23 protein-coding genes are annotated in these 22735 nt (G+C 70.1%); 13 read left to right on the top strand and 10 right to left on the bottom strand.

Annotation, left to right across the window (positions count from 1 at the left end):
* Positions 1–8: 8 nt before the first annotated feature.
* Positions 9–473 (bottom strand): PPOX class F420-dependent oxidoreductase, encoded by a 465-nt coding sequence (locus BM417_RS34560; protein WP_093603421.1) that lies wholly within the window; start codon positions 471–473, stop codon positions 9–11.
* Positions 474–483: 10 nt separating this feature from the next.
* On the opposite strand from BM417_RS34560, the gene BM417_RS34555 reads away from it, so the two are divergent.
* Complete coding sequence (locus BM417_RS34555) at positions 484–1326, top strand: alpha/beta fold hydrolase (RefSeq protein ID WP_093603204.1); 843 nt, start codon at positions 484–486, stop codon at positions 1324–1326.
* Positions 1327–1384: 58 nt separating this feature from the next.
* Here BM417_RS34555 and BM417_RS34550 read toward each other — a convergent pair whose 3' ends face one another.
* Complete coding sequence (locus BM417_RS34550; RefSeq protein WP_245822351.1) at positions 1385–2590, bottom strand: GGDEF domain-containing protein; 1206 nt, start codon at positions 2588–2590, stop codon at positions 1385–1387.
* A 201-nt stretch (positions 2591–2791) separates the two neighbouring features.
* Between BM417_RS34550 and BM417_RS48145 the strand changes: the two genes are divergently transcribed.
* Positions 2792–2947, top strand: coding sequence for a hypothetical protein (locus BM417_RS48145; RefSeq protein ID WP_177320748.1), 156 nt, complete (start codon positions 2792–2794; stop codon positions 2945–2947).
* A 54-nt stretch (positions 2948–3001) separates the two neighbouring features.
* Here BM417_RS48145 and BM417_RS34545 read toward each other — a convergent pair whose 3' ends face one another.
* The 3 genes from BM417_RS34545 to BM417_RS34535 are packed head-to-tail and all read right to left on the bottom strand — an operon-like array spanning position 3002 to position 7209.
* Positions 3002–4219 (bottom strand): MFS transporter, encoded by a 1218-nt coding sequence (locus BM417_RS34545; RefSeq protein WP_093603202.1) that lies wholly within the window; start codon positions 4217–4219, stop codon positions 3002–3004.
* Between the two features lie 3 nt (positions 4220–4222).
* The gene (locus tag BM417_RS34540; protein WP_093603200.1) at positions 4223–5704 is read right to left on the bottom strand and encodes a carboxylesterase/lipase family protein; all 1482 of its coding nucleotides are present in this window, start codon (positions 5702–5704) and stop codon (positions 4223–4225) included.
* Between the two features lie 5 nt (positions 5705–5709).
* The gene (locus tag BM417_RS34535) at positions 5710–7209 is read right to left on the bottom strand and encodes a carboxylesterase/lipase family protein (RefSeq protein ID WP_245822350.1); all 1500 of its coding nucleotides are present in this window, start codon (positions 7207–7209) and stop codon (positions 5710–5712) included.
* Positions 7210–7354: 145 nt separating this feature from the next.
* Here BM417_RS34535 and BM417_RS34530 point away from each other — a divergent pair, with 145 nt between their 5' ends.
* Genes BM417_RS34530 through BM417_RS34515 form a run of 4 tightly spaced genes read left to right on the top strand, consistent with a single transcriptional unit; the run spans position 7355 to position 10818 of the window.
* Positions 7355–8011 carry an HAD family hydrolase gene (locus BM417_RS34530; protein WP_245822349.1) on the top strand — a complete coding sequence of 219 codons (657 nt, stop codon included), beginning with the start codon at positions 7355–7357 and terminating at the stop codon, positions 8009–8011.
* Positions 8008–9012, top strand: coding sequence for a phosphotransferase family protein (locus tag BM417_RS34525; protein WP_093603196.1), 1005 nt, complete (start codon positions 8008–8010; stop codon positions 9010–9012). Before BM417_RS34530 ends, BM417_RS34525 begins: the two co-directional genes overlap by 4 nt.
* Positions 9012–10223 (top strand): acyl-CoA dehydrogenase family protein, encoded by a 1212-nt coding sequence (locus BM417_RS34520; protein ID WP_093603194.1) that lies wholly within the window; start codon positions 9012–9014, stop codon positions 10221–10223. Before BM417_RS34525 ends, BM417_RS34520 begins: the two co-directional genes overlap by 1 nt.
* Before the next feature lie 4 nt (positions 10224–10227).
* Complete coding sequence (locus tag BM417_RS34515; RefSeq protein WP_093603192.1) at positions 10228–10818, top strand: GNAT family N-acetyltransferase; 591 nt, start codon at positions 10228–10230, stop codon at positions 10816–10818.
* Between the two features lie 170 nt (positions 10819–10988).
* On the opposite strand, the gene BM417_RS34510 is transcribed toward BM417_RS34515, so the two are convergent.
* Genes BM417_RS34510 through BM417_RS34500 form a run of 3 tightly spaced genes read right to left on the bottom strand, consistent with a single transcriptional unit; the run spans position 10989 to position 14500 of the window.
* Positions 10989–11702, bottom strand: a complete 714-nt coding sequence (locus BM417_RS34510; RefSeq protein WP_093603190.1) for a poly-gamma-glutamate hydrolase family protein — start codon at positions 11700–11702, stop codon at positions 10989–10991.
* A 60-nt stretch (positions 11703–11762) separates the two neighbouring features.
* Positions 11763–12611 (bottom strand): S66 peptidase family protein, encoded by an 849-nt coding sequence (locus BM417_RS34505; RefSeq protein ID WP_093603188.1) that lies wholly within the window; start codon positions 12609–12611, stop codon positions 11763–11765.
* Positions 12608–14500, bottom strand: a complete 1893-nt coding sequence (locus tag BM417_RS34500) for a prolyl oligopeptidase family serine peptidase (protein WP_093603186.1) — start codon at positions 14498–14500, stop codon at positions 12608–12610. Before BM417_RS34500 ends, BM417_RS34505 begins: the two co-directional genes overlap by 4 nt.
* Before the next feature lie 78 nt (positions 14501–14578).
* Between BM417_RS34500 and BM417_RS34495 the strand changes: the two genes are divergently transcribed.
* Both BM417_RS34495 and BM417_RS34490 read left to right on the top strand, forming a co-directional pair.
* Complete coding sequence (locus tag BM417_RS34495; RefSeq protein ID WP_093603184.1) at positions 14579–15145, top strand: DUF3090 domain-containing protein; 567 nt, start codon at positions 14579–14581, stop codon at positions 15143–15145.
* Between the two features lies 1 nt (position 15146).
* On the top strand, positions 15147–15932 hold the full coding sequence (locus tag BM417_RS34490) for an SCO1664 family protein (protein WP_093603182.1): 786 nt from the start codon (positions 15147–15149) through the stop codon (positions 15930–15932).
* On the opposite strand, the gene BM417_RS34485 is transcribed toward BM417_RS34490, so the two are convergent.
* Positions 15929–18367 carry a P-loop NTPase fold protein gene (locus tag BM417_RS34485; RefSeq protein ID WP_093603180.1) on the bottom strand — a complete coding sequence of 813 codons (2439 nt, stop codon included), beginning with the start codon at positions 18365–18367 and terminating at the stop codon, positions 15929–15931. The two genes, BM417_RS34490 and BM417_RS34485, sit on opposite strands and share 4 nt — an antisense overlap.
* A gap of 80 nt (positions 18368–18447) precedes the next feature.
* Here BM417_RS34485 and BM417_RS34480 point away from each other — a divergent pair, with 80 nt between their 5' ends.
* The 4 genes from BM417_RS34480 (at position 18448) to BM417_RS34465 (ending at position 21589) form a co-directional block, all read left to right on the top strand.
* The gene (locus BM417_RS34480; protein ID WP_093603178.1) at positions 18448–19482 is read left to right on the top strand and encodes a S66 family peptidase; all 1035 of its coding nucleotides are present in this window, start codon (positions 18448–18450) and stop codon (positions 19480–19482) included.
* Between the two features lie 153 nt (positions 19483–19635).
* The gene (locus BM417_RS34475; RefSeq protein ID WP_143138916.1) at positions 19636–20064 is read left to right on the top strand and encodes a hypothetical protein; all 429 of its coding nucleotides are present in this window, start codon (positions 19636–19638) and stop codon (positions 20062–20064) included.
* Positions 20065–20069: 5 nt separating this feature from the next.
* Positions 20070–20771, top strand: coding sequence for an aminoglycoside phosphotransferase family protein (locus tag BM417_RS34470; protein WP_143138915.1), 702 nt, complete (start codon positions 20070–20072; stop codon positions 20769–20771).
* A gap of 11 nt (positions 20772–20782) precedes the next feature.
* Positions 20783–21589 (top strand): DUF3097 domain-containing protein, encoded by an 807-nt coding sequence (locus tag BM417_RS34465; RefSeq protein WP_093603172.1) that lies wholly within the window; start codon positions 20783–20785, stop codon positions 21587–21589.
* Here the strand turns inward: BM417_RS34465 and BM417_RS34460 are convergent.
* Positions 21570–22151: a dihydrofolate reductase family protein gene (locus BM417_RS34460; RefSeq protein ID WP_093603170.1), complete on the bottom strand. Its 582-nt coding sequence runs from the start codon at positions 22149–22151 to the stop codon at positions 21570–21572. The genes BM417_RS34465 and BM417_RS34460 overlap by 20 nt on opposite strands.
* A gap of 149 nt (positions 22152–22300) precedes the next feature.
* Between BM417_RS34460 and BM417_RS34455 the strand changes: the two genes are divergently transcribed.
* Positions 22301–22726 carry an NfeD family protein gene (locus BM417_RS34455; protein ID WP_093603168.1) on the top strand — a complete coding sequence of 142 codons (426 nt, stop codon included), beginning with the start codon at positions 22301–22303 and terminating at the stop codon, positions 22724–22726.
* Positions 22727–22735 lie beyond the last annotated feature (9 nt).

Raw genomic sequence — 22735 nt, 5'->3', positions numbered from 1 at the left:
CGGCGTGCTCACGCGTCCAGTTCGGGTGGGAAGCCGCCGGTGGCGATGGGGCCCCAGCTGTCGATGGTGATGCGGATGAGGGACTTGCCCTGGCGGAGCATGGCGGCGCGGTACTCGTCCCAGTCGGGGTGCTCGCCCGCGATGCAGCGGTAGTACTCGACGAAGTCCTCCAGTGCTTCGGGCAGGTCGAGGACTTCGGCGGTGCCGTCGATCTGGACGTAGGCGTCGTCCCAGTCGTCGGAGAGCACGCAGATGGTGACGCTGGGGTTGCGGCGGGCGTTGCGGACCTTGGCGCGTTGCGGGTAGGTCGCGACGACGATGCGGCCCTGGGTGTCGACGCCGCAGGAGACGGGGGAGACCTGTACTCCGCCGGTGCTGCTGCGGCGGGTGATGAGGACGCCGTGGTGGCGGGTGGAGAGGAACTCGAGCAGCTGCGGCCGGTCGACGAGGTCGGCCGTGGCGATCTTCGGCATGATGTGCAGCATGGCACGCTTCACCTCGTTCGACGGCACCGAACTCGCCTATCGAGAAGCAGGGGACGGCGTCCCGCTGGTGGTGCTGGCGGGTGGTCCCGGGCGGGCCTCGGAGTACCTGGAGACGCTGGGCGGGCTGGACGCGTCGCGGCGGTTGGTCGTGCTGGACAACCGGGGTACGGGGGAGTCGGACGAGCCGGCGGATCCGTTCACCTACCGGCGCGACATGCTGGTGCGGGACGTGGAGATGCTGCGCCGTCACCTGGGCTTGGACGTGGTGGACGTGCTGGGTCACTCGGCGGGTGCCGGGATCGCGATGGGGTTTGCGGCGGACTATCCGGATCGTGTCGGGAAGCTGGTGCTGCTCACTCCGGCGTTGCGCAGTGTCGGGTTGTCGCCGGAGCAGAGCGACTGGGACACGTTCCTGGCCTCGCGTGCTGATCAGCCGTGGTTCGAGGTGGCGACGGCGGCTTTGGAGCGCAACGCGGCCGGGGACGACTCGGTGCGCAACCGGGTGGCGGCGTCGCCGTTGCTGTACGCGCGGTGGGACGAGCGGAGCCGGGCGCACGCGGACGCCGAGTTGGGGCAGTGGAAGTTCGAGGTGGCGCTGGGCTACAACGCCGAGGGCGCGTTCGTGCCGGGTGTGCTGCGCCGGGCCATCGCGGACTTCGAGCATCCGGTGCTGGTGTACGCGTGCGAGGTGGATCCGATCTCGCCGGTGCGGCGGTGCGTGGAGCTGGCGGCGTTGTTCCCGGCCGCGACGCTGTTCGTGCACGAGGGTGTGGGGCACTACCCGTGGGTGGAGGACCCGGACACGGTGTCGGCGCGGATCGAGGCGTTCCTGCGGGTCTAGTGGCCCGGAACGTTGCCGGGTGAATTCGCGGGTAGACGAGTGCCTCGTGGTGCCGCCACTAGCGGGCGGCGGCGGTGGCGACGCGGTCGCGGCCGTTGTTCTTGGCCTGGTAGAGGGCCTCGTCGGCGGCGAGCAGCAGTGGGCTGAGGTCGGTGGCGGTGTCGGGGAACACCGCGGCGCCGACGGAGCCGGTGAGGCCGGTGATGACGCGGGGGTTGCCGAGGCGGTCGATGACCTCGACCTCGAGGCGGGCGATGTCGAAGCGGATGCGTTCGGCGGTGGCGCGGACCTCGGTGGTGCCGACGCCGGGGAGCAGGACCGCGAACTCCTCGCCGCCGAAGCGGCCGACGAGGTCGTAGGAGCGGACGGCGTGTTTGAGGGCGTCGGCGACGGCGCGCAGGACCCGGTCGCCGGCGAGGTGGCCGTAGGTGTCGTTGATCTGTTTGAAGTGGTCGAGGTCCAGTATCAGCACGCCGACGGTGGAGACGAGGCGGCGGGCGCGGGTGATCTCGCGTTCGGCGACGTCGTGCCAGAAGGTGGCGTCGACCAGGCCGGTCTTGCTGTCGGTGCGGGCGGCGACGCGGAACTGCGGCAGCAGCAGGCCCATGTGCAGGGCCAGGACGGTGAGCAGCAGGATCGGCGAGAGCCACGGGCGGGCGGTGGCGATGATGGCGATGCCGGAGCCGAGGCCGACCGAGGCGGTCACGATGAGGACGTCGGAGGCGTGGCCGAGTGCGGTCTTCAGCGGGTTCGCGGGGTTGGTCATGATGATGGCGCCCACGACCAGGGCGTAGTTGACGAACCAGTAGAGGAATCCCGCGATCACGAGTGCTATGAGGCCGCGTGGTCCGTCCAGGTCGGACGGGTTTGAGGCGGAGAACATGGCCAGGACCCATTGCGCTGCGGCACAGCCAAGTACGACAGTGGCCGCGGAGAACAGTTTCCGGTAGAGAACGGCCCGGCGCTCGTACACCCGCAGCCACGCGTGCAGGTAGATGGTCACGACCATCAGGACGACGAGTGGCATCGGGAGAACGAGCACGCCCGCGAATTGCCACACCGATTGCATCTGCGCGTGAGGGACACCCTCAGAGGAGATTTCGCGGATGCGTTCGATTCCGCGCGCCGCTTCCAGATGAATGAGCGCTGCCGCGGTGAGTGCCGCGAACCAGGCCCAGTGGCGCACCTCGACAGGGGTAAGCCGTGCGGTCGCGAGCGTGACGAGTGCCGCGAGCACGGCAATCGTCACGACGTAGGTCAGCACGACAGGAGGAAGGGACCATAACTTCCACCGGCGCGGGTCGAGCCTAGGCACGCTGCCACCCCCACCGAAAACCATCAGGAACAAACCACTGTAGCTACCGGGTCACGCGAAGTCGTGGCTCCATGTGGGGGACCTCACCCCGAGTAGCCCTCGTGTTTTCACCCCTCATTGCACACCCCGCATTCCCACAAGGAGACGGTCATGATGAACCGCGCGCTGTCCACCGACTGGACCTTCACCTCCACTGACTGGACCTTCGCGAAGTCGACGGACTGGACCTTCAGCTCCGGTTCGACCGACTGGACGTTCGTCTCGTCCACGGACTGGACGTTCGCGTCGACCGACTGGACCGTCTGAGCCTTGTGTGAACCGCGGTGGCGCAGGAGGGTGCCCCGCCCGCACCCTCCATCGTCACCGTGACGTTTCGGTCCTGGGGCTTCGTTCGGCCTGTCCGACTGCCTGGGTCCACTCCCACGCCGCACCCGCCGCGGCCAGCACCCCCACACCGGCGATGACCGCGATGACGTGCGGTGTCCGCCACCAGTGCGCCGCCGCCCCGGCCGCGGCGATGCCCAGCCCCTGCGAGACCCGCAGCGCGGTGACGGCCAGTCCGAACGCCTGCCCGCGCGTCGCGTCGGGCACGGACCGCACGAACGTCGCGTTGGCGAGCAGCTGATACCCGCTCGCCGCCCCCGACAGCCCGAGCAGCACCAACGTCCACGCCAGTCCCGGAGACAACGCCATCGGCAGCAGCAGCGCGCACGAGGCGACCGACAGCAACGGCATCCACCGCAGCCCACGCCCGGCCGGCATGCGCGCGAGCACCACCATGCCCAGCGCGGTCCCGGCCGACACGACGCCGAAGATCGCCCCCACTGCCGCCGGACCGGCGCCGAGCTGGGAGGCCAGTGGCGCGGCGAGTGCCTCGGCGGGGATGTAGAACCCGGACACGCAGGCGAGCGCGACCAGTGCCCGCAGCCGCCGGTCACCCCAGACCAGGCGTGCTCCGCCGAGCAGGTCCGCGGGCCAGGCCCGTACGTGCGGGTGGCCCGGCGGTGGCCGGTCGAGCAGGAACACGCCCACCAGCAGTGCCGACACCGCGAACGTCACCCCGTCCGCCAGCAGCACCGGCCCCGGCCCGAGCGATGCCACGAGCACACCGCCGCCGAGGAACCCGGCGACCTGCGCGGCCTGGGTGACGGTGTTCAGCACGGCCTGGGCCAGCGGATACCGTTCGTCGGGCAGGATGTTGGGCAGCAACGCCGCCCGTGCCGCCCCGTGTGGCGCGCCCGCGAGCTGCACCGTCACCAGCAGCGCCGCCAGCGCCCACAGCGGCAGTCCCGGCACCGCCATCAGCACCAACAGGGCCGCGCGCACGAGATCCGCGGCCACCATGACCTTCTTGCGGGCGAACCGGTCGGCGAGCCCCGAGAGCAGAGGCCCGCCGAGCAGGTCCGGCAGGAACGTCAACGCGTAGGTCAGCGCGGTGAGGCCCGCGCTGGCGGTGCGGTCGTAGACGTGCACCGTCAGCGCGACCCTGGCGAACTGGTCCCCGGCCACCGACACCACGTGCGCCCCGAACAGGGCACGGAACTCGCGATCGCGGGCGAGTCCGCGGTAGCCGGGCATGAGCTACAGAATGGACGACCAGAACCCGCACTGGTGATCCCGGGCGAAATCGGTGCCGCCGATCGCTCCCGGAGCCAGCGACTGCACCTCGGCCCGCCAGCCCGGATCACCGGTGCGCGCGAACCGGCCCCACGCCGAGATCATGTAGTCCGAGACTTTGCGCTGCCCTGGCGTCAGCGTCTGGCCCATGTCGAACAGCATCAGCAGCTCAGAGCCGTGATAGGCCCCGTACTCGGGGAACGGCGGCAGGTCCGGGAAGATCATCGGCACGTCCGGGTCGGAGAACTCGTACCCCGACACGCGGGCACGCCGTCCCAGCTCGTTGCGCGCCGTCTGCGACGGGCACGCCCATCCCTGGTCGGTCAGCAGCCGCGCGATCTCGTCCCGCGCGTCACCGTTGCCGTTGACCGGATACCGGGCCGCGACCTTGTCCGCGTTCGCACCGAACAGCCCGGCCAGCAGTTTTCGGTAGGACGTCTCGGGCAGCGGCTGCGGCCAGAACAACGGCGCGAACAACGTCATCTCGTCGTGCGTCGACCCCACCAGCGTCGGAACGCGGTGCATCCGGCCCGTGCGTTGCGCCACGATCGGATCGATCGGCAGCACCGCCGTGTCGTAGGACGGAGAGGCGAACTGCTCGTGCACCGTGAGCAGCTTCTCGACCGGCTGCGCCCGCAGGCACGCCACGTCCGCGCAGCCGAGCACCCCGACGCCCGCCTTCTCCGTGTCGGCGCGGGAGCGCCACACGCCGGCGAACTCGCCCGTCCCGGTGAACGCCGGCAGGCTCAGCCCGCACGGCCCGGACTGGATGATCGCCTTGGCGAACAACCCGGCCGCCCGCGGTGACGCCAGCTGCGCACACACGCTCAGGCCACCCGCGGACTCCCCGAACACCGTCACGTTGCGCGCATCACCACCGAACGCACGCGCGTTGCGCTGCACCCACCGCAGCGCCGCCTGCTGATCGGCCAGCCCGAACGCACCCGACCCGGCCAGGCCCGGATGGCCGAAGAACCCGAACACCCCGAGCCGGTAGTTCACGGTGACCACGACGGCGTCGTTCTTGCTCGCCAGCCACGTCGCGTCGTACATCGACGCCGCCCCGGACGTGAACCCGCCACCGTGGATCCACACCATCACCTGCCGCGGCCGCGCCGCACCCTTCGCCGGCGTCGTGACGTTCAGATACAGGCAGTCCTCTGTCTGCGACGACGGCTGCCCCAGCTGGGAGTTCTGCGCGCACAACGGCGCGGGCGTAGTCGCGTCCCGCACGCCCTGCCACGGCGCGGCGGGCTGCGGATCCCGCCACCGGTTCGCACCCACCGGGGCGGCGGCGAACGGAATGTTCCCGAACGTCCGCACGGCCTCGGTCACCTTGCCCCGCACGGCACCCTTGTCCGTGCGCACCACCGCGCCACCGTCCGCGACGGCAGGACTCACCAGCACCGCACACGTCATCACGGCGGCCACGACCGCCGACAGCATCGTTCTCACAACGCCTCCCAGAACTCGCACTTGTGGTCCTTCGAGAAGTCCGCCGGCCCGACCGCGCCGGCGGCCAGCGACTGCACCTCGGCCCGCCAGCCCGGATCACCGGTGCGCGCGAACCGGCCCCACGCCGAGACCATGTAGTCCGACAGCTCCCGCTGACCCGCCGTCAACGGCACCCCGAAGTCGAACAGCAACGGCAACTCGGAGGCGTGAAACGCCTGGTAGCCGCCAGGAAACGGCGGCATGCCGGGAAAGAACATCGGCACGTTCCGATCCGCGAACTCGTACCCCGCCACCGGCATCCGCCGGCTCAGCCGCTGTCGCGTCTCGTGCGTCGGGCACGACCACGACCGGTCCGTCAGCGCCGCCGCCAGCTCGTCCCGCGCGTCTGCGTTGCCGTTGACCGGGTACCGGGCCACGACCTGGGCGCCCAGCTGCTCGCCGAACACCTGCGCGGCCTTGGCCGCGAACCCGTCGTCCGGAATCCGCTCGGGATAGAGCAGCCCCGCGTACAGGGTCATCTCGTCGTGCGTCGACCCCACCAGCGTCGGCACCCGATGCATGCGGCCGGTGTCCTGGGCGCTGTGCGGATCGATCGGCAGCACTCGCGTGTGGAACGCCGGCTGCGCGAACTCGCCGTGCACCTGCAGCAGCCTCGACACCGGCAACGCGCGCAGGCAGGCCAGGTCCGAGCAGCCCAGCCGCAGGCCGGCGCCCTGCTTCTCGACCTCCTCGCGCGGTTTCCAGAACGTCTGCAGCCCGCCCGGTACCGCCGGATCCGGCACGCTCAGCCCGCACGGCCCCGACTGGATGACCGCCTTGCCGAACAACCCCGCCGCGCCCGGCGAGGCCAGCTGAGCGCACACACTCAGCCCACCCGCCGACTCACCGAGCACCGTGACGTCACGGGCGTTGCCGCCGAAGGCGCGGATGTTGCGCTGCACCCACCGCAGCGCCGCCTGCTGATCCGCCAGCCCGAACGCACCCGACCCGGTGAGTCCGGGGTATCCGAAGTATCCGAACACCCCCAGCCGGTAGTTCACCGTCACGACCACGGCGTCGTTGCTCGTCGCGAGCCACCGCGCGTCATATCCCGAAGCGCTGCCGCTGATGAACCCACCACCGTGGATCCACACCATCACCGGCCGCGGCCTCGGCGAGTTCCTCGCCGGTGTCGTGACGTTCAGGTACAGGCAGTCCTCGACGTCCGAGCCGGGTTCGCCCAGTTGCGGCGTCTGTGCGCACACCGGCGCGGGTGTCGTCGCGTCCCGCACCCCGGGCCACGGTGTCACCGGCCGCGGATCGCGCCACCGGTTCTCACCGGTCGGGGCGGCGGCGAACGGGATGCTCCCGAACGTCCGCACCGTCTCGGTCACCTTGCCCCGCACAGCACCCTTGTCGGTCCTCACGACCGGTCCGCTGTCCGCCTGGGCGGCGGGGACCTGGGTGAGGGCGAGCGTCATCGCGGTGGCCAGGGCCACCGTCAGTGTTCGTGCCATGAGTTGTCCGACCCCCTTCGGACTCGAACGTATCGAGGTCCGAGGGGCCCGGGAACCGCATAAAGAGGACTTGTCCCATCCGCCGAAAGTCGCTGTCCCCGATCACCGGTTGCCGACATACCGACCGGTCGGTACCCTCCGAGTCGTGGGTGACACAACGCTTCCGCAACAGCCACTGGTCGACGCGCTGATCTTCGACTGGGGCGGCGTCCTGACGGTCTCCGTGCCCGAGTTCGTCGGCGCCTGGCTGCACGCCGAGGCCATCGACCGCGACGTCTACGGCCGCATCATGCGCGAATGGCTCAGCCGCGAGGCGCTCCCGGACAACCCCGTGTTCCGCCTGGAGACCGGCGAGCTGACGGTGCCCGAGTTCGAACGGCTGCTGGCCGCCGAGCTGATCACCACCACCGGCGCCAAGATCGACGAGAACGGGCTGCTGGGGCGCATGTTCGGCGGCGCGACGCCCGACCCCGCGATGGTCGAGCTCGTCCGCAAGGCCCGCGCCGCCGGCCTGCACACCGCGCTGCTGTCCAACAGCTGGGGCGAGGGCTACCCGAAGGACCTGCTGATCGAGCTGTTCGACACCGTCGTGATCAGCGGCCGCATCGGCCTGCGCAAACCCGACGAGCGCATCTACCACCACACCCTGCAGCGGGTCGGTGTCCACGCCGGGCGCGCGGTGTTCTTCGACGACGCGCCGATCAACGTCGAATCCGCCCAGTCCGTCGGCATGCACGCGTTCCGCCACACGAGCGCTGAGAGCACCCGCGCCCACCTCGCCACCCTCGGAGTGAACCTGTGACCGACCTTCCCGGCCTCGACCTACGGGCACTGGCCGCACACCTGGGCACGGGCCCGCTGACCGGCGAGCTGTTCCGCGGCGGCCGCTCCAACCTCACCTACCGCGTCAGCGACGGCACGCAGACCTGGGTGCTGCGCCGCCCGCCGCTCGGGCACGTGCTCGCCACGGCCCACGACATGGCCCGCGAGTTCCGCGTCATCTCCGCACTCGCTGATACGAACGTTCCCGTGCCCGGCGCGCACAGGCTCGTCGAGGACACCTCCGTCATCGGCGCGCCGTTCTACCTCATGGAAGAGATGCCCGGCGCCGCCCTGCGCGAACGCTCACAGTGCCCGTGGATCACCCCGGACATGGCCCGCACCCTGTCGGAACGCCTCGTCGACGTGCTCGCCGACCTGCACTCCGTCGACCCCGCCTCCGTGGGACTGGAGGACTTCGGCCGCCCCGAGGGGTTCCTCGCACGGCAGGTCAAGCGATGGGGCAAGCAACTCGACGCCTCCCGCAGCCGCGACCTGCCCGGCATCGAGGAACTGCGCGACAAACTCGCCGACACCGTCCCCGACTCCCCGCGCGCCGCGATCATCCACGGCGACTACCGCCTCGACAACGCGCTGGTCACCCAGGACCCCCTGGCGATCAGCGCCGTCCTGGACTGGGAGATGGCCACCCTCGGCGACCCCCTCGCCGACCTCGGCCTGCTCTACGTCTACTGGGCCGGCCTCGGCGTGGACAACGACCCGATCACCGGCAGCGTCCCCTCCCTGCCCGGGTTCCTGAGCGCCGACGAGCTCGTCGCCCGCTACACCGCCCGCACCGGCACCGACACCTCCGGCCTGGGCTGGTACATCGCCTTCGGCTACTTCAAGCTCGCCGTCATCGTCGAAGGCATCCACTTCCGCTTCGCCAGTGGCAAGACCGTCGGCGCCGGCTTCGAAAAGCTCGGCGCGTTCACCGTTCCCCTCGTGCGGCAGGGACTCGCCGCCGCCCACAAGGAGCTCTAATGGACTTCGCCTACGACGCCAAGACCGAGGAACTGCGCACCAAGCTCCTCGCGTTCATGGACGAACACGTCTACCCGGCCGAAGCGGTCCTCGAACAGCAGCTGCACGACGCCGCCGACCCGTGGGAACGCCAGCCCATCCTCGAAGAGCTCAAAGCAGAAGCCCGCCGCCAGGGCCTGTGGAACCTCTTCCTGCCCGACCCCGAACACGGCGCGGGCCTGACGAACCTCCAGTACGCGCCGCTCGCCGAGATCACCGGCCGCAGCCCCCACCTCGCCCCCGAAGCGCTCAACTGCGCCGCCCCGGACACCGGCAACATGGAAGTACTGGCCATGTTCGGCACCGACGAGCAGAAGAAGCAGTGGCTTCAGCCCCTGCTCGACGGCGAGATCCGCTCCGCGTTCTGCATGACCGAACCCGAGGTCGCCTCCTCCGACGCCACCAACATCGCCACCCGCATCGAACGCGACGGCGACGACTACGTCATCAACGGCCGCAAGTGGTGGTCCTCGGGCGCGATGAACCCGAACTGCGCGATCTTCATCGTCATGGGCAAGACCGACCCCGGCGCCGAACGTCACCGCCAGCAGGCCATGATCCTCGTCCCGCGCGACGCCGCCGGCGTCACCGTCAAACGCGCCATGCACGTCTTCGGCTACGGCGACCACGCCCACGGCGGCCACGCCGAGATCGAGTTCGTCGACGTCCGCGTCCCCGCCTCGAACCTCATCTCCGGCGAGGGAGAAGGCTTCGCCATCGCCCAGGCCCGCCTGGGCCCCGGCCGCATCCACCACTGCATGCGCCTGATCGGCATGGCCGAACGCGCCCTCGAACTCATGTGCCGCCGCGCCTCCTCGCGCATCGCGTTCGGCAAGCCCATCGCCACCCAGGGCGTCGTGCACGAATGGATCGCCGAGTCCCGCGTGCGCATCGAACAGGCCCGGCTCCTGGTCCTCAAGACCGCGTGGCTGATGGACACCGTCGGCAACAAGGGCGCCCACACCGAGATCCAGGCCATCAAGATCGGCACCCCGTCGATGACCGAATGGGTCCTCGACAAGGCCATCCAGGCCCACGGCGGCGCCGGCGTCAGCCAGGACTTCCCGCTCGCCGAACTCTGGGCCGCCACCCGCACCCTGCGCCTCGCGGACGGCCCCGACGAGGTCCACCGCATGTCGCTGGCCAAGCGGGAGCTCAAGAAGTACCTGTAGACGCATGGATGTCACGCGAGGCGGACCGGCCGACGTGCCGGCGATCATGGCGATGCTCGATGACGCGCAGGACTGGCTCGCCTCGCAGGGCCGCACCGGACAGTGGGGAACCGACCACTGGTCCGGTGCCCCGGCCGCCGTCGAACGATTCACCCGCCTCGCCACCACCGGCACCGTGTGGCTGGCCGTCGCCGACGAGGTCGACGAGGTCGACGAGGCATACGGGGTCGACGGGGCATACGGGGTCGACGGGGCAGACCGCGCCGAGACAGCCAGCGGGGGCGTGGTGGCCGGGGTGATCATCACCTCCACCACGCCGCCCGACTACGTGCCGCCCGCCCCCGAACCCGAGCACTACGTGTCGCTGCTGGTCATCGCACGCGCCTACGCCGGCCGCGGGGTCGGCGCCACCCTGCTGGCCCACGCCCGAGCCGAAGCCCGTGCCGCCGGACTCGGCCTGCTGCGCGTCGACTGCTACGACGGCGACGACCACCGCCTCGTCGCCTACTACGAGAAGCAGGGCTTCACCCCGATCGCCACCTTCACCGCCCGCAACGGCACGTGGCCCGGCCGGCTGCTCGCCCAGCGCGTCTAGCCCAGGAACAGGCAGAACGGGTGCCCGTCCAGATCGATCAGCACCCGCACCTGGGCCCAGTCGTCCTGCACCGCCCCACGGACGCGCCGAGCAGCCGGGCGTAGAACCCGGCGAGCTCGCGAGGCTGTGACGTACCGACGGTGACCGACGTGAGGCGCACGCGTTCGACGCTAGTTGTTGAGGGCCTCACGCGCCGTCACGGCCGCACGGCAGGCGTGCACGAAGTCCCAGAACACCTCGGTCGTCGTGTGCCGCCGGTCCGACCGCGAGTTCTCCTCGAACATCGCCGTGCGCAGCGGAGTCGTCAGCTCCAGCTGCGCGCCCTGCCGCGAGCGGGTCCGGTTCGCGATGTTCGCCCGGTCGAAGCCGCCCAGGATCGGGTGGTCCACCGCGTCGATCGTGTGGAAGCCGGCCCGCCGCAGCCGCGTCAGCAGCTCCAGGCGCAGCAACGCGTCCCGCCCGCCGACGAGCACCGCCCGGTCGTGGTCCTCCAGCCCCGCCGCGGCCGCCGTGCAGCCGTGCAGGCCCAGCGCGTGCGACGCGCCCGACACCAGCGTGCGCGCCACGCGGTCGTCGCAGTTCGACGACGTCACGTGCAACTCGTCGTTGGAGGCCGTGCGCAGGCCCTCGAACATCCAGTAGTCGTGCGTCTGGCCGATCGGCACGCGTGTTCCGGGGTGGAAACCCGCGATCGCGAGGCACAACTCGGACGTTCCGACCTCGATACCGCCGCCGTGCGGGGCGAGGACGACCGACTGCGTACGGGGCCGGTGCCGCTTGAAGCGACGCCGGTAATCCACCCGTTCCACCAGTCGGGGATCGGCGTAGAGGTCGGAGTTGGACGCGTAGACGTCTAACGCCGCCCACTGAGGCTGGGGTCTCATGGCGGCCGGAAGCCTACCTGGCGTCACCCGGACGGCCGCGGCCCACCGGGTGACTCCCGCTCACACCAGCGTCAACGTCCCCGCGCCCGCGTCCAGCTCCGCCCGCACACCCAGCGGCAACGACCACGACCCCGCGCAGTGCCCGAACCCGGCGTCACCCAAGATCGGCACACCCAGCCCCGACAGGCGATCGGCCAGCACCGCCGACACGTCACCGCAGTCCGTCCACGACCCCAGCACGATCCCCGACACCGGCTCGAACCAGCCCGCCCGCAGCAGCTGCGTCAGGATCCGGTCCAGCCGATACGCCTCCTCGCCGATGTCCTCCAGCAACGCGATCGCCCCCGCGGCAGGCGGCTCCCAGCGGGGCCCGCCCACCGACGCCGCCAGCAACGCCGCGTTGCCGCCCGTGAGCACCCCCCGTGCCGTACCCGGCACCACGGGCGTTCCCGTCGTCCACGACCGCGTGCCCTCGAAGAGCAGCTCACGCAGCCGTTGCTGGGCCAGCGGATCGCCGACGAAATCAGCGGTGCCCGGCATCGGCCCGAACACCGTCGGCTGACCGACCGCGTTCAGCTCGGCGTGCAGCACCGTCACGTCCGACGAGCCCACGAACACCCGAGCAGGCAAGTCCTTCCACGGCACGAGGTCGGTCATGCGCAGACACCCGTACCCGCCGCGCACGCAGAACACCGCCGCCACGTCCGACCGCCATGCCGCCACGAACTCGGCTGCCCGCGCCTCGTCCGACCCGGCCAGATACGGCAACGTCCACGGCTGCACGACCGGCGTCGTGACCTGCAGGCCCCACGACCGCAGCACCGCGGCGCCCGCGTCGATCTTCGAAGCCAGGGCCGGGCCGGCCGGTGACACCAGCGCGACCCGATCCCCGGCGGACAGCAGACTCACTCGGACAGTTCCAGCACCGGCACACCGGGCGGGACGAACCCGAACGCCTGTCCGTAGAACGACAGCTCCGCCTCCAGCGCCGTCTTGATGTTCTGCGCCATCCGGAAGCCGTGCTGCTCACCCTCGAACGTGATGTACGCGTGCGGGATCCCCGACCCGGCCAGATCCGCGGCGAACCGGTCCGCCTGCTCCGGCGGGCAGATCTCGTCCTCCAGGCCCTGCAACAACAGCACCGGCCCCGACACCGACCGGGCCTTCGTCGACGGTGAGCGGTCCCGATAGCGGTCCGCGGCCTCCGGCAGCGTGCCGACCAGGCCCTCGACGTAGCGCGACTCGAAGTCGTGCGTCTCGCCGCCCTCCGACGTCCACCCCGCCAGGTCCAGGATCGGGAACGCCACCATGCCGCACCGGTAGACGTCGGTGGAGGTCAGCGACGCCGCCGACGTCCAGCCGCCCGCCGAACCACCCCGGATCCCGAGACGCTGCGGGTCCGCCGTGCCCTCCTTCGCGAGCTGCTGGGCCACGAACGCGCAGTCCTCCACGTCCACGACACCCCACTGCTCCCGCAGCCGTTCCCGGAACGCCCGCCCGTAGCCGGTGGAACCGCCGTAGTTCACCGCCACCACACCGATGCCACGGCTGGTGAAGTACGCGATGTCCGTGTCGAGCTTCGGCAACGCACGCCCCGTGGGCCCGCCGTGCACGTGCACCACGTACGGCGGCAGTTCACCCTCAGGCCCCGCGAAGTCCGGGTTCGACGGCGCGTACACGTACGCGGGGATCTCGCCGAACATCCGCTCCACTGGCACCGGCAGATACGCCGACTCCGAGGACGGCACAGTCTCCGCGCCCGTCAGATAGGTGAGCTCGCCGTTGGACAGATCCAGGCGCACCACGGCGAAGTCCGACGTCGGCCCGGCCGCCGCGCAGATCACCACACCGTCGCGCACCGACAGGTCCGGCACCCACGTCGGCAGATCGGTCTGCACGTCCGTGACCGTCGCGGAACGCTCGTCGAGCACCGCCAGCTGCCCCGACCGCACCACCAGGTACCGGCCCGGCGACAGCGTCGCGAACCAGCGGTTGCCCAGCCTCCACATTGGACCGCCCAGCTCCTCCTCGCACGGCGCCAGGTTCTTGCGCGTGCCGTCGGGGGAGACGCGGAACAGGTTCCACCAGCCGTCCGGGTCGGTCAGCGCCAGCAGGGAGTCGCCCTCCCACTCGAACTGGCACACCGCCTCGGTCCGCGAGCCCGCCACGACCTGGTGCTCGGAGGAGCCGACCTCGGCGACGCACAGTTCGGTGCCGTCCCACGGCATCTGCGGGTGGTCCCAGCCGATCCACGCGAACCTGGTGCCGTCGGGGCTGATCTTCGGGCCGGTCATGAAGTGGTGCGAGGCACCGAGAACCCGGATCTCACCTGAGCGGGTGATCGCCACCAGGTCGCGGCGCACGTCGGTGCGCGCCTCGCCCGTGACGGTCTCCCGCACGCACCACACCTCGCCGTCCGGGCCCGCAGACAGATCGGAGTACCGCACCCCGTGATGCCGTTCCGGCGCGGGCGTCAACGGCGTGGGCTCGGGAGCGTCGGGGTTGAACACGTACACGCGCTGGTCGTTCCAGTGCGTGAACGCCACCCTGTCCTGCTCGAGCACCACGAACGGCCGGCCGCCGTACTCGTGCACCCGGTTGCGGGCGTTCCACGGCGCGGGCAGCACCTCGACGCCGTCCCGCACCAACGCCACTCTGCCGCCCTGAGCCGCTCGGCTCTCCGCCCACCACACCTGCTCACCGTGCAGGTCGGCCCACTGGAACCCACCCCCCGGTTTGGAGGTGTCGCCGGCCGTGATCGGCGAGGTCCAGGTCCCGTACGAAGCGATCTTCACCACAGCCCGACCCTATACGCGGAGTGTTTGGTGGGGGAGGACCTGCCGACGATCTCCGCGTGGCCTAGGGTCGTATCTGCCATGGCTCGTGTCATTCACGTATTCCGCGCACCCGACCGTTTCATCGCAGGAACCGTCGGGCAGCCCGGCGACCGCACCTTCTACCTGCAGGCCTCAGAGCAGAGCAGGTTGATCAGCGTCGCCCTGGAAAAGCAGCAGGTCCAGGTCCTCGCCGAACGCATCGGCTCGTTGCTCGAGGAGGTGCACCGCCGCTTCGGCGCCGACGTCCCCGACGAAGCGCCGCCCGACGACCTCGACACCCAGCCCCTCGACGTGCCCGTCGAGGAGGAGTTCCGGGTCGGCACCATGGGCCTCGGCTGGGACGCCGAGTCCAAGGCGGTCGTCATCGAGCTCCTCGCGATCTCCGAGGAGGAGGTCGACGAGGCCGTCGTGCTCGACGACACCGAGGAAGGCCCCGACGCCGTGCGGGTCTTCCTGTCACCGTCCGCCGCCCGCGCCTTCGCCGAACGCGCCGACCGCGTCATCAACGCCGGCCGCAAACCCTGCCCCCTGTGCGCCGAACCGCTCGACGCGGACGGCCACATCTGCCCGCGGCAAAACGGGTACCGCCGCACCGAAGAAGACTGACGTGGACACCTCCGCGGCCCTGCGGTTGCTCGAACACGGCCGCATCGAGGTAGAAGGACGCCTCGTCGACGCCTCCAACGCCACCTTGTTCTGCAAGATCTCGTTGGACGGCGTCGACGCCCAATGCGTCTACAAACCCGTGCGAGGCGAACGGCCGCTCTGGGACTTCCCCGACGGCACACTCGCCGGCCGCGAGGTGGCCACCTACCTCATCTCCGCCGCGTCCTTCGGCGTCGTACCGCCCACCGTGCTGCGCCCAGGCCCGTTCGGCAGCGGCATGGTCCAGCTCTGGATCGAGACCCGCGAGGAAGACGAACTCGTCGACATCATCAGCGTCGACGACGTCAAACCCGGCTGGATCCCCGTCTTCCACGCCCACGACCGCTTCGGCGACCCGGCGGTGCTGGTCCACGCCGACCACCCGCGCATCGCCGAGATGGCCGCCTTCGACGTGGTCGTCAACAACGCCGACCGCAAAGGCGGCCACGTCCTGCACGCCCACGACGGCGCCGTCTACGGCGTGGACCACGGCATCTGCCTGCACACCGAACCCAAACTCCGCACCGTCCTGTGGGGCTGGGCCCGCGAACCCCTCCCGGACCACGTCCTGGACACGTTGCGCCGCCTGAGATCCGAACTGGACGGCACGCTGGGCGAGACACTGCACGACCACCTGACCCGCGCCGAGGTCCGCGCCGTGGGGGAGCGCGTCGACAAGCTCCTCGCCGCCGGCGTCTACCCCGAACCGTCCGGCGACTGGCCCGCCATCCCCTGGCCCGCGTTCTAGGTCAGCTGCTCGGCCAGCGTCGCGATCTCCGCGCCGTCGTAGTCTTCGAGGATCTTCTGCACACCCTTACGAAATGACTTGTGCCTGTCGCCGGTCAGCTCGTACTTCTGGACCTCGATCTCCCACCGCACGTTGTCGTCCACGGCCTCGGCCAGTGCTCTGAGCCCGTGCACGCCCTCGATCCGCCGGTGCAATGACCGCTGCGAGGCAGGCCAGCGCGCGACGATCTCCGCCAGCAACACCAGATGGCACGCCCTGCGCACCGCGGCCGGTCCCTCCTCCGGGCTGATCCGGTCCAGGACGCGGACGTAGAACATCCACACGGTGACGATCCGCTTCGCCTCCCGCACCGACAGATCCGGCTGGGCCCGAAGCCGTTCCGCGAACCGTTCCTTCACCTGCTCGTCGTGCTCCAGCACCAGGACCGCCGGTGCCGTGGGAACGACCTCGACCTTCTCGGCGACCTCGGCCTCAGCCTGGGCGGGCACGAACGGCTCCAGCCGTTCCAGCTCCTCCGGCAAGATGACCGGCTGCTCACCCGGCGTACCGAGCAGCCCCGTGAGCAGAGGCTCCACCTGCGTCTGCGCCACCCGCGGCAACGGCAACGGCAGCTGGATGAGCTTGCGCAGGAACGTCCACCCCGGACTGGGATCAGCCGAGTCCCGCCCGGCGTCCGCCACCACCAGCGCCGAGTAGGCGGCGTCCAGGTGAGCCGCCGTCGCCGCCGCGTCGATGCCCAGCACGAACCGGATCGTCGGGAACGACCCGCTCAGGAACCCGTTGATCGCCTCGAACACGTCGGCGGTCGTCCTGGGCGAGCACCGGTCCAGGTCGTCGATGAACACCACCAGCTGCGTGCCTTGCTCACCGAGTTCACGGATCAGCCGGTGCACGTCCTCCTGCGCACTGTGCAACTGGCCCTTGCGGGCACGCCGCTGCGGATCGCGCAACGGATCGTCCGTTCCGACCGACGTCGAGTAGGAACCCATCGCCCCCGACGGCCCGAACAACTCCGCCGGCAACAACGTGTCGGCCGCACGGCACACATAGCGCGTCGCGGAGTGCAGCAGACCGATGCCCAGCAACAGTCCGACGACCCACAGCGCCAGATCCACCGGCGCCACGTCGAACCCGAACACCCGAAACGGATCCGGAGCGCGCACCAGCTGAGCCAGCAACGGCACCGGCAACGCGAACACACCCAGCCGCAACAGCGGCGAGACGATCCGCTTGCGCAGCGTCCGCTGAACATGGCTGCGGTCCAGTTGCTCCACGTTGTGCGCGAACCAGAACCGCTGCAACGACGAACTCGAGTTGGTCGCGATCACCGGCGCGCCCGTGCTGACGATGCAGTCGTTCAACCCGGCCCAGACGTGTTCCCCGGTCTGATAGCTCCACGGGTTGAACATGGCCGTCAGCACCCGAGGAGCGGCGACGTCCTCGCGCTTCGACTGCGTGAACCAGCCGCTCAACGTGAAATCGGCGTCCCACGCGCGCACCTTGCGCTGCCGCCACCGCCCCACGAACCTCTTCCATGCATTCTGCTGGGCTTTGATCAGTCCCGCGGAATCGAGCTGTCCGCGGGTCATGGTCATGAGTGTGCTCTTGCCGGAGCCCCAGGCGCCTTCGATGGCGATCACCGTCGGCCCGGCCAGGTCCTGGTCATCGTCAGGCGGAGCCGAGTGCGCCAGAAGCTCGGCCAGCGACTCGACGAACGCCCGCCGAGCCAGAAGGTCGGTGCGAGCGACTCGGTCACCGTGCCCCATCGTCTTGAGCTGCCGCACCACAACCTCTGAGCGGTCAAGGCTGACGGCCAAGGTCATCGCGAACCGGACAGCGGAGACCTCCGCGCCGCCGATGCCGTAGATCACCACACCCTGCGGCTCGGCCAGAATGAGCGCGGCGGCCTCGCCGCGATCACTGACGACCGGGCGTGCAGGGTCTGACGAGTCCGCTGACGTCGGCCGTGGGCCGGCGTAGTCGCTGAACGTCTCCCCGAAGTAGAGCTCGGTCGGTCGCTGGGACAGAGGATTGCCAGGCAGCTGTTCCCACCACGAGGTTCGGGCCAGTTCATGCGCCCGCACAAGGAGCGGGGACACGAAGACGTGGCGATCCCCGTCGTAGACGCTCAGGGCAACGACCACCCCGTCCACAGGCCCCTCCACCGACGCGGCGGAGGCCACGAAGAGCACCGCCGTCGGCCGGAACAGGGAGCGCGCACGCGTGACGAGTTCCTTGAACCTCTGTTTTCCCAGACCACTGAGGCCGATCACGACTCGGACGTCGGTACCGAAGACCATGCCCGTCTCGAAGCGAGCACCGTCGGGGTCGGTGATCCGCCGCGTCTCGGAGAGGAACCCGAGCAACTCGTCGTAGGCGGCTTCCGACGACGTCAGCAGCACGACCTCGATACGGTCGCCACGGGCGTGCGTCATGTGTGATCTCCACGGTGATCGGCGCCAGGCACCGGTAAAGGTCGCACCCCCGCCCCCACGCGTTACTACGCTCAGCCACCATGTCGTTGATCAACCCGCCCAAGCCCCAGCCCGGCGACCGAGTGGCGATCGTCTCCCCGGCCGCGGGCCTGCCGGGCCTGTTCCCCCTGCCCCACGAACTGGGCCTGCACCGCCTGAAGACGGAGTTCGGCCTGGTCCCGGTCGAGTACCCCGCGACCCGCAAGCTCGGCTCCACCCCACAGGAACGTGCCGCCGACCTGCACGCCGCGTTCGCCGACCCGTCCATCAAGGCGGTCATCGCCACGATCGGCGGCGACGACCAGATCACCGTCCTGCCGCACCTGGACGAAGACCTGATCAAGGCCAACCCCAAGCCGTTCTTCGGCCACAGCGACAACACCAACCTGCTGACGTGGCTCACGAACCGCGGCCTGGTCGGCTTCTACGGCGGCAGCGTCATGGTCCAGTTCGGCCGGCCCGGCGCCATGCACCCGGCCACCGCCGACTCGCTCAAAGCCGCGCTGTTCACGCCGGGGGAGTACCGGCTCACGGAGTCCACCGCCTACGGCGACAAGGACAGCCCCTGGGAAGACCCCGCGACGTTCGACACGGAACCGGAGCTCGAACCCAGCGGCGGCTGGATCTGGCACCAGCCGCACACGACGGTCAAAGGCCGGTCGTGGGGCGGGAACCTGGAGATCCTGTCGTGGCTGATGATGGCCGGCCGCGAGATCAACGCCCCCGAGCACTACGACGGCACCGTGCTGTTCTTCGAAACCAGTGAGGAGATGCCGTCCGCGACCGAGGTCTACCGGATCCTGCGCAACATGGGTGAACGCGGCCTGCTGCGGCGATTCGCTGCCGTCTTGGTAGGGCGGGCCAAGGCCTGGTTCTTCACCGATCAGGACACCGACCGCGCCACCCACACCGCGCAGCAGCGGGAGGCGGTCCTCAAGGCCTTCGCGCAGTACGCGCCCGACACGATGATCGTGTTCGACGTCGACCTCGGGCACACCGACCCGCAGGTCATCATCCCGGTGGGCGGCACGATCGAGGTCAACGGGCCGGACCGCACGATCACCGTCACCTACTGACGGTGGTGGTCATCCGCCATCTATTCCTTGCCCATTGACATGTCCCAATTGAGATAGCGCGGGGGTTTGACGCGCGGATGATCGTGCCCCTATCTTCTGAAGGCGTTCTGACCTGCGTGAACATTCGAATTGTGAATGCGGGACTCGGGTGACATGACCTATTTCGAACGGATCGTCGTGGTGGGCGCCGCCGAACTCGGCGCGTGGGCGGCCGCGTGCCTCGCACGGCGGTTCGGGCCCGTTCACCTGATCGGACCCGGCGCCGCGACGCTGGCCGACGTCGGGGTCCGGCGCTACCCGCACGCCACGGTCCGCGACCTCGACCTGGACACGCCCGCGGTCATCGTCGACAACGACGGCGGACGGCTGCAACGGCTGGTGTGCGACCGGCTCGTCGTGGCCGGATGGCCCGTGCCGCTGCTGCCTGTCAACCGGTGGGTCGTCGACGGCAAGGTCGCCATCGCCGGGGACGGCGCCGATCTGCGGTTGCTCTCGACGTGCTTCGACGCCAACGGGTTGTGGCGCCCGGCGCTGGCCGACTACCAGTTCCGCCGCCAATCGGGAGCGAACTCGCTAATCTGAGTTGAGTGATCGATGAAGCCGCCAGAACCCGGCTAATCCGACGTTTCGGCACCGGCGTGACCGGGTGGGTCGACGCGCTGCCCGACCTGGTCGCCACGCTCACCGCCCGCTGGGGCCTCACCCTCGTGCACCACATGCCCGGCGGCACCGGCACGACGTTCCTGTGCACCAACGCGGTCCTCAAGCTCACCCCGGAGCACGACATCGCCGCGCACGAGGCCAGAGCACTCGCCGCCTGGTCCGACACGCCCGCCATGGTCGACCTGCTCGACGCCGACCTCGCCCGCGGCGCGCTCCTGCTCCAGGCGATCCGGCCCGGCACCGCGGCGACCGACCCGGCCAAGGTCGTCCCGCACCTGCACGAGGCAAGCACGACAGGCTTCCCGCCGCTCAAAGCCCGCGTCGACTTCCTCTTCGAAACCCTGCTCACCCGCCGCACCGGCACCTACTACGCCACCGAGCACCACCGCGCCCGCAAACTCGCCGAGGACAACGTCAAACCCGTGCTGCTGCACGGCGACATGCACCCCGGCAACGTCCTGCAAGGCCCCCACGGCCCGGTCGCGATCGACCCGCGTGCCTGCGTCGGCGACCCGGCCGTCGACTGGATGGACTTCGTGCACGGCGGCTACGACCTGCACGGCGCCGACGTCGACCTCGACCGCGTCCACGAGTGGCTCACCGCTTTCAAACCCTTCTACGGCTAGGGTCTGAGCCCGTGCGTTCCCACGACTACGGCCGCGACATCCTGTCGACCCCGAAGCGCAAGAAGGTCCCCGAGATCGCGGCCGAACCCGGCCTCGTCGTCGAGGACCCCGCCAGCGGCTTCTGCGGAGCCGTCGTGAAGTTCGAGTACGGCCAGGTCGTCCTGGAGGACCGCCACGGCCGGCACCGGCTGTTCCCGCTGCACCCCGCGGGCTTCCTCGTCGACGGCAAGCCCGTCACCCTCGTCAAACCCATGCCGCAACCGCAGAAGCCGAAGATCACCGCGTCCGGCTCGGTCAAGGTCGAAGGTCTGCGCGCGCAGACCGCCAAGGCCAGCCGCATCTGGGTCGAGGGCAAGCACGACGCCGAGCTCGTCGAACGCGTCTGGGGCCACGACCTGCGCGTCGAAGGCATCGTCGTGGAACCCCTGCACGGCGTCGATGAACTCCCGCAACGCATCGCCGAGTTCGGCACCGCGCCCCACCGCCGCCTCGGCGTCCTGGTCGACCACCTCGTCGCGAACTCCAAGGAACAACGCGTCGTCGACCAGATCCGCGACGACAACGTGCTGGTCACCGGCCACCCCTACGTCGACATCTGGCAGGCCGTGAAACCGGCGGCCGTCAAGATCAAGGCCTGGCCGCAGATCCCGCGCGGCGTCGACTGGAAGACCGGTGTCTGCGCACAGCTGGGCTGGGGCGAGACCTGGGAAGGCTGGCAGCGGGTCCTGAACTCCGTGAGCAGCTACCGCGACATCGAGTCCGACCTGCTCGGCGCCGTCGAACGGCTCATCGACTTCGTCACCGTCGCCCAGGACTGACCCGCGTGTAGTGCGCGACGATCACGCCCTTCGGAGTCGCGACGCTGCCGGTCAGCTCGAACTCCGTCAACGGCGCCGGCCCGTCGAACAGCCGCGCGCCGCCGCCCAGCGTCACCGGGTGGATCACCAGCGTGTACCGGTCGATCAAACCGGCCGCGTGCAACGACCGCACCAGCGCCGCGCTGCCGATGATCGACAGGTCAGCGTCGAGCGCCGCGACGTCGTCGAGCGACCGCAGCAGCACCGAGTTCTCCCACGCGTCCGCATCGGCAAGACCGGACGACACCACGTACTTGCGGGCCGCGTTCATGTGCGCGGTGAACGGGTTGCCGTCCGTCGCCGACGCCCACACGCCGATGAAATCCTGCCACGTGCGGCGCCCGAACAGCATCGCCCCGGACGCCGCCATGCCCTTGCCCATCTCGGCGGCCAGCACCTCGTCGTTGTAGCGCGCACCCCACCCGCCGTGGCCGAAACCGCCGCGGGTGTCCTCGTCCGGGCGGCCGAAACCCTGCACCACACCGTCGAGAGTCACGAACATCGTCGCTGAGATCGAACGCATCACTGCCCCCTGGGGAAGTCGAAGTCACCTCCTGCACGAACGGCCGGACGCGGTTTCGACACCGCCGGATGATCGATTTCGTCACGGTCCGGGGCCCAGCACGGTGAATCTTGGAGCCGGGCGCTCCCCGTTGGTGTATGTATGGGCTCATGGCCGCGCTGATCTGGCTGATCGTCGGGATACTGCTCGTCGTCGCCGAGGTTCTCTCCGGTGACTTCGTGCTGGTCATGCTCGGCGCCGCCGCGCTGGCCGCGGCAGGCGTGTCCGCACTGGGTGCCGCCGACCTGGTGAGCGTGCTCGTCTTCGCGGCCTCGTCGGTGGGCCTGATCGTCGGGGCCCGGCCGCTGCTCAAGAAGCGGCTGCAGCTCGGCTCGGGGATCAGGATGCACCACGAGGCGCTGCTGGGCGGCAGGGCCATCGCGTTGTCGAAGGTGGACGAGCACGGCGGGCAGGTGAAGATCGGCGGCGACACCTGGAGCGCGCGCACCCTCGACGGGTCCGTGGTCGAAGCAGGAGAAGCCGTCACCGTTGTCGAGATCTCGGGCGCCGTCGCCGTGGTGATAGCCGCGGTGTGAGCGCCCGCA

The organism is Lentzea waywayandensis (assembly GCF_900115955.1).
Taxonomy (GTDB): domain Bacteria; phylum Actinomycetota; class Actinomycetes; order Mycobacteriales; family Pseudonocardiaceae; genus Lentzea; species Lentzea waywayandensis.
This window is presented reverse-complemented; position numbering and strand designations above follow the sequence as displayed.

Bases quoted from the DNA above. Each gene is read 5' to 3' on its own strand.
- BM417_RS34560 (WP_093603421.1), bottom strand. From the start codon at position 473: ATGCCGAAGATCGCCACGGCCGACCTCGTCGACCGGCCGCAGCTGCTC.
- BM417_RS34555 (WP_093603204.1), top strand. From the start codon at position 484: ATGGCACGCTTCACCTCGTTCGACGGCACCGAACTCGCCTATCGAGAA.
- BM417_RS48145 (WP_177320748.1), top strand. From the start codon at position 2,792: ATGATGAACCGCGCGCTGTCCACCGACTGGACCTTCACCTCCACTGAC.
- BM417_RS34545 (WP_093603202.1), bottom strand. From the start codon at position 4,219: ATGCCCGGCTACCGCGGACTCGCCCGCGATCGCGAGTTCCGTGCCCTG.
- BM417_RS34540 (WP_093603200.1), bottom strand. From the start codon at position 5,704: ATGCTGTCGGCGGTCGTGGCCGCCGTGATGACGTGTGCGGTGCTGGTG.
- BM417_RS34535 (WP_245822350.1), bottom strand. From the start codon at position 7,209: ATGGCACGAACACTGACGGTGGCCCTGGCCACCGCGATGACGCTCGCC.
- BM417_RS34520 (WP_093603194.1), top strand. From the start codon at position 9,012: ATGGACTTCGCCTACGACGCCAAGACCGAGGAACTGCGCACCAAGCTC.
- BM417_RS34515 (WP_093603192.1), top strand. From the start codon at position 10,228: ATGGATGTCACGCGAGGCGGACCGGCCGACGTGCCGGCGATCATGGCG.
- BM417_RS34510 (WP_093603190.1), bottom strand. From the start codon at position 11,702: ATGAGACCCCAGCCTCAGTGGGCGGCGTTAGACGTCTACGCGTCCAAC.
- BM417_RS34495 (WP_093603184.1), top strand. From the start codon at position 14,579: ATGGCTCGTGTCATTCACGTATTCCGCGCACCCGACCGTTTCATCGCA.
- BM417_RS34485 (WP_093603180.1), bottom strand. From the start codon at position 18,367: ATGACGCACGCCCGTGGCGACCGTATCGAGGTCGTGCTGCTGACGTCG.
- BM417_RS34480 (WP_093603178.1), top strand. From the start codon at position 18,448: ATGTCGTTGATCAACCCGCCCAAGCCCCAGCCCGGCGACCGAGTGGCG.
- BM417_RS34475 (WP_143138916.1), top strand. From the start codon at position 19,636: ATGACCTATTTCGAACGGATCGTCGTGGTGGGCGCCGCCGAACTCGGC.
- BM417_RS34460 (WP_093603170.1), bottom strand. From the start codon at position 22,151: ATGCGTTCGATCTCAGCGACGATGTTCGTGACTCTCGACGGTGTGGTG.
- BM417_RS34455 (WP_093603168.1), top strand. From the start codon at position 22,301: ATGGCCGCGCTGATCTGGCTGATCGTCGGGATACTGCTCGTCGTCGCC.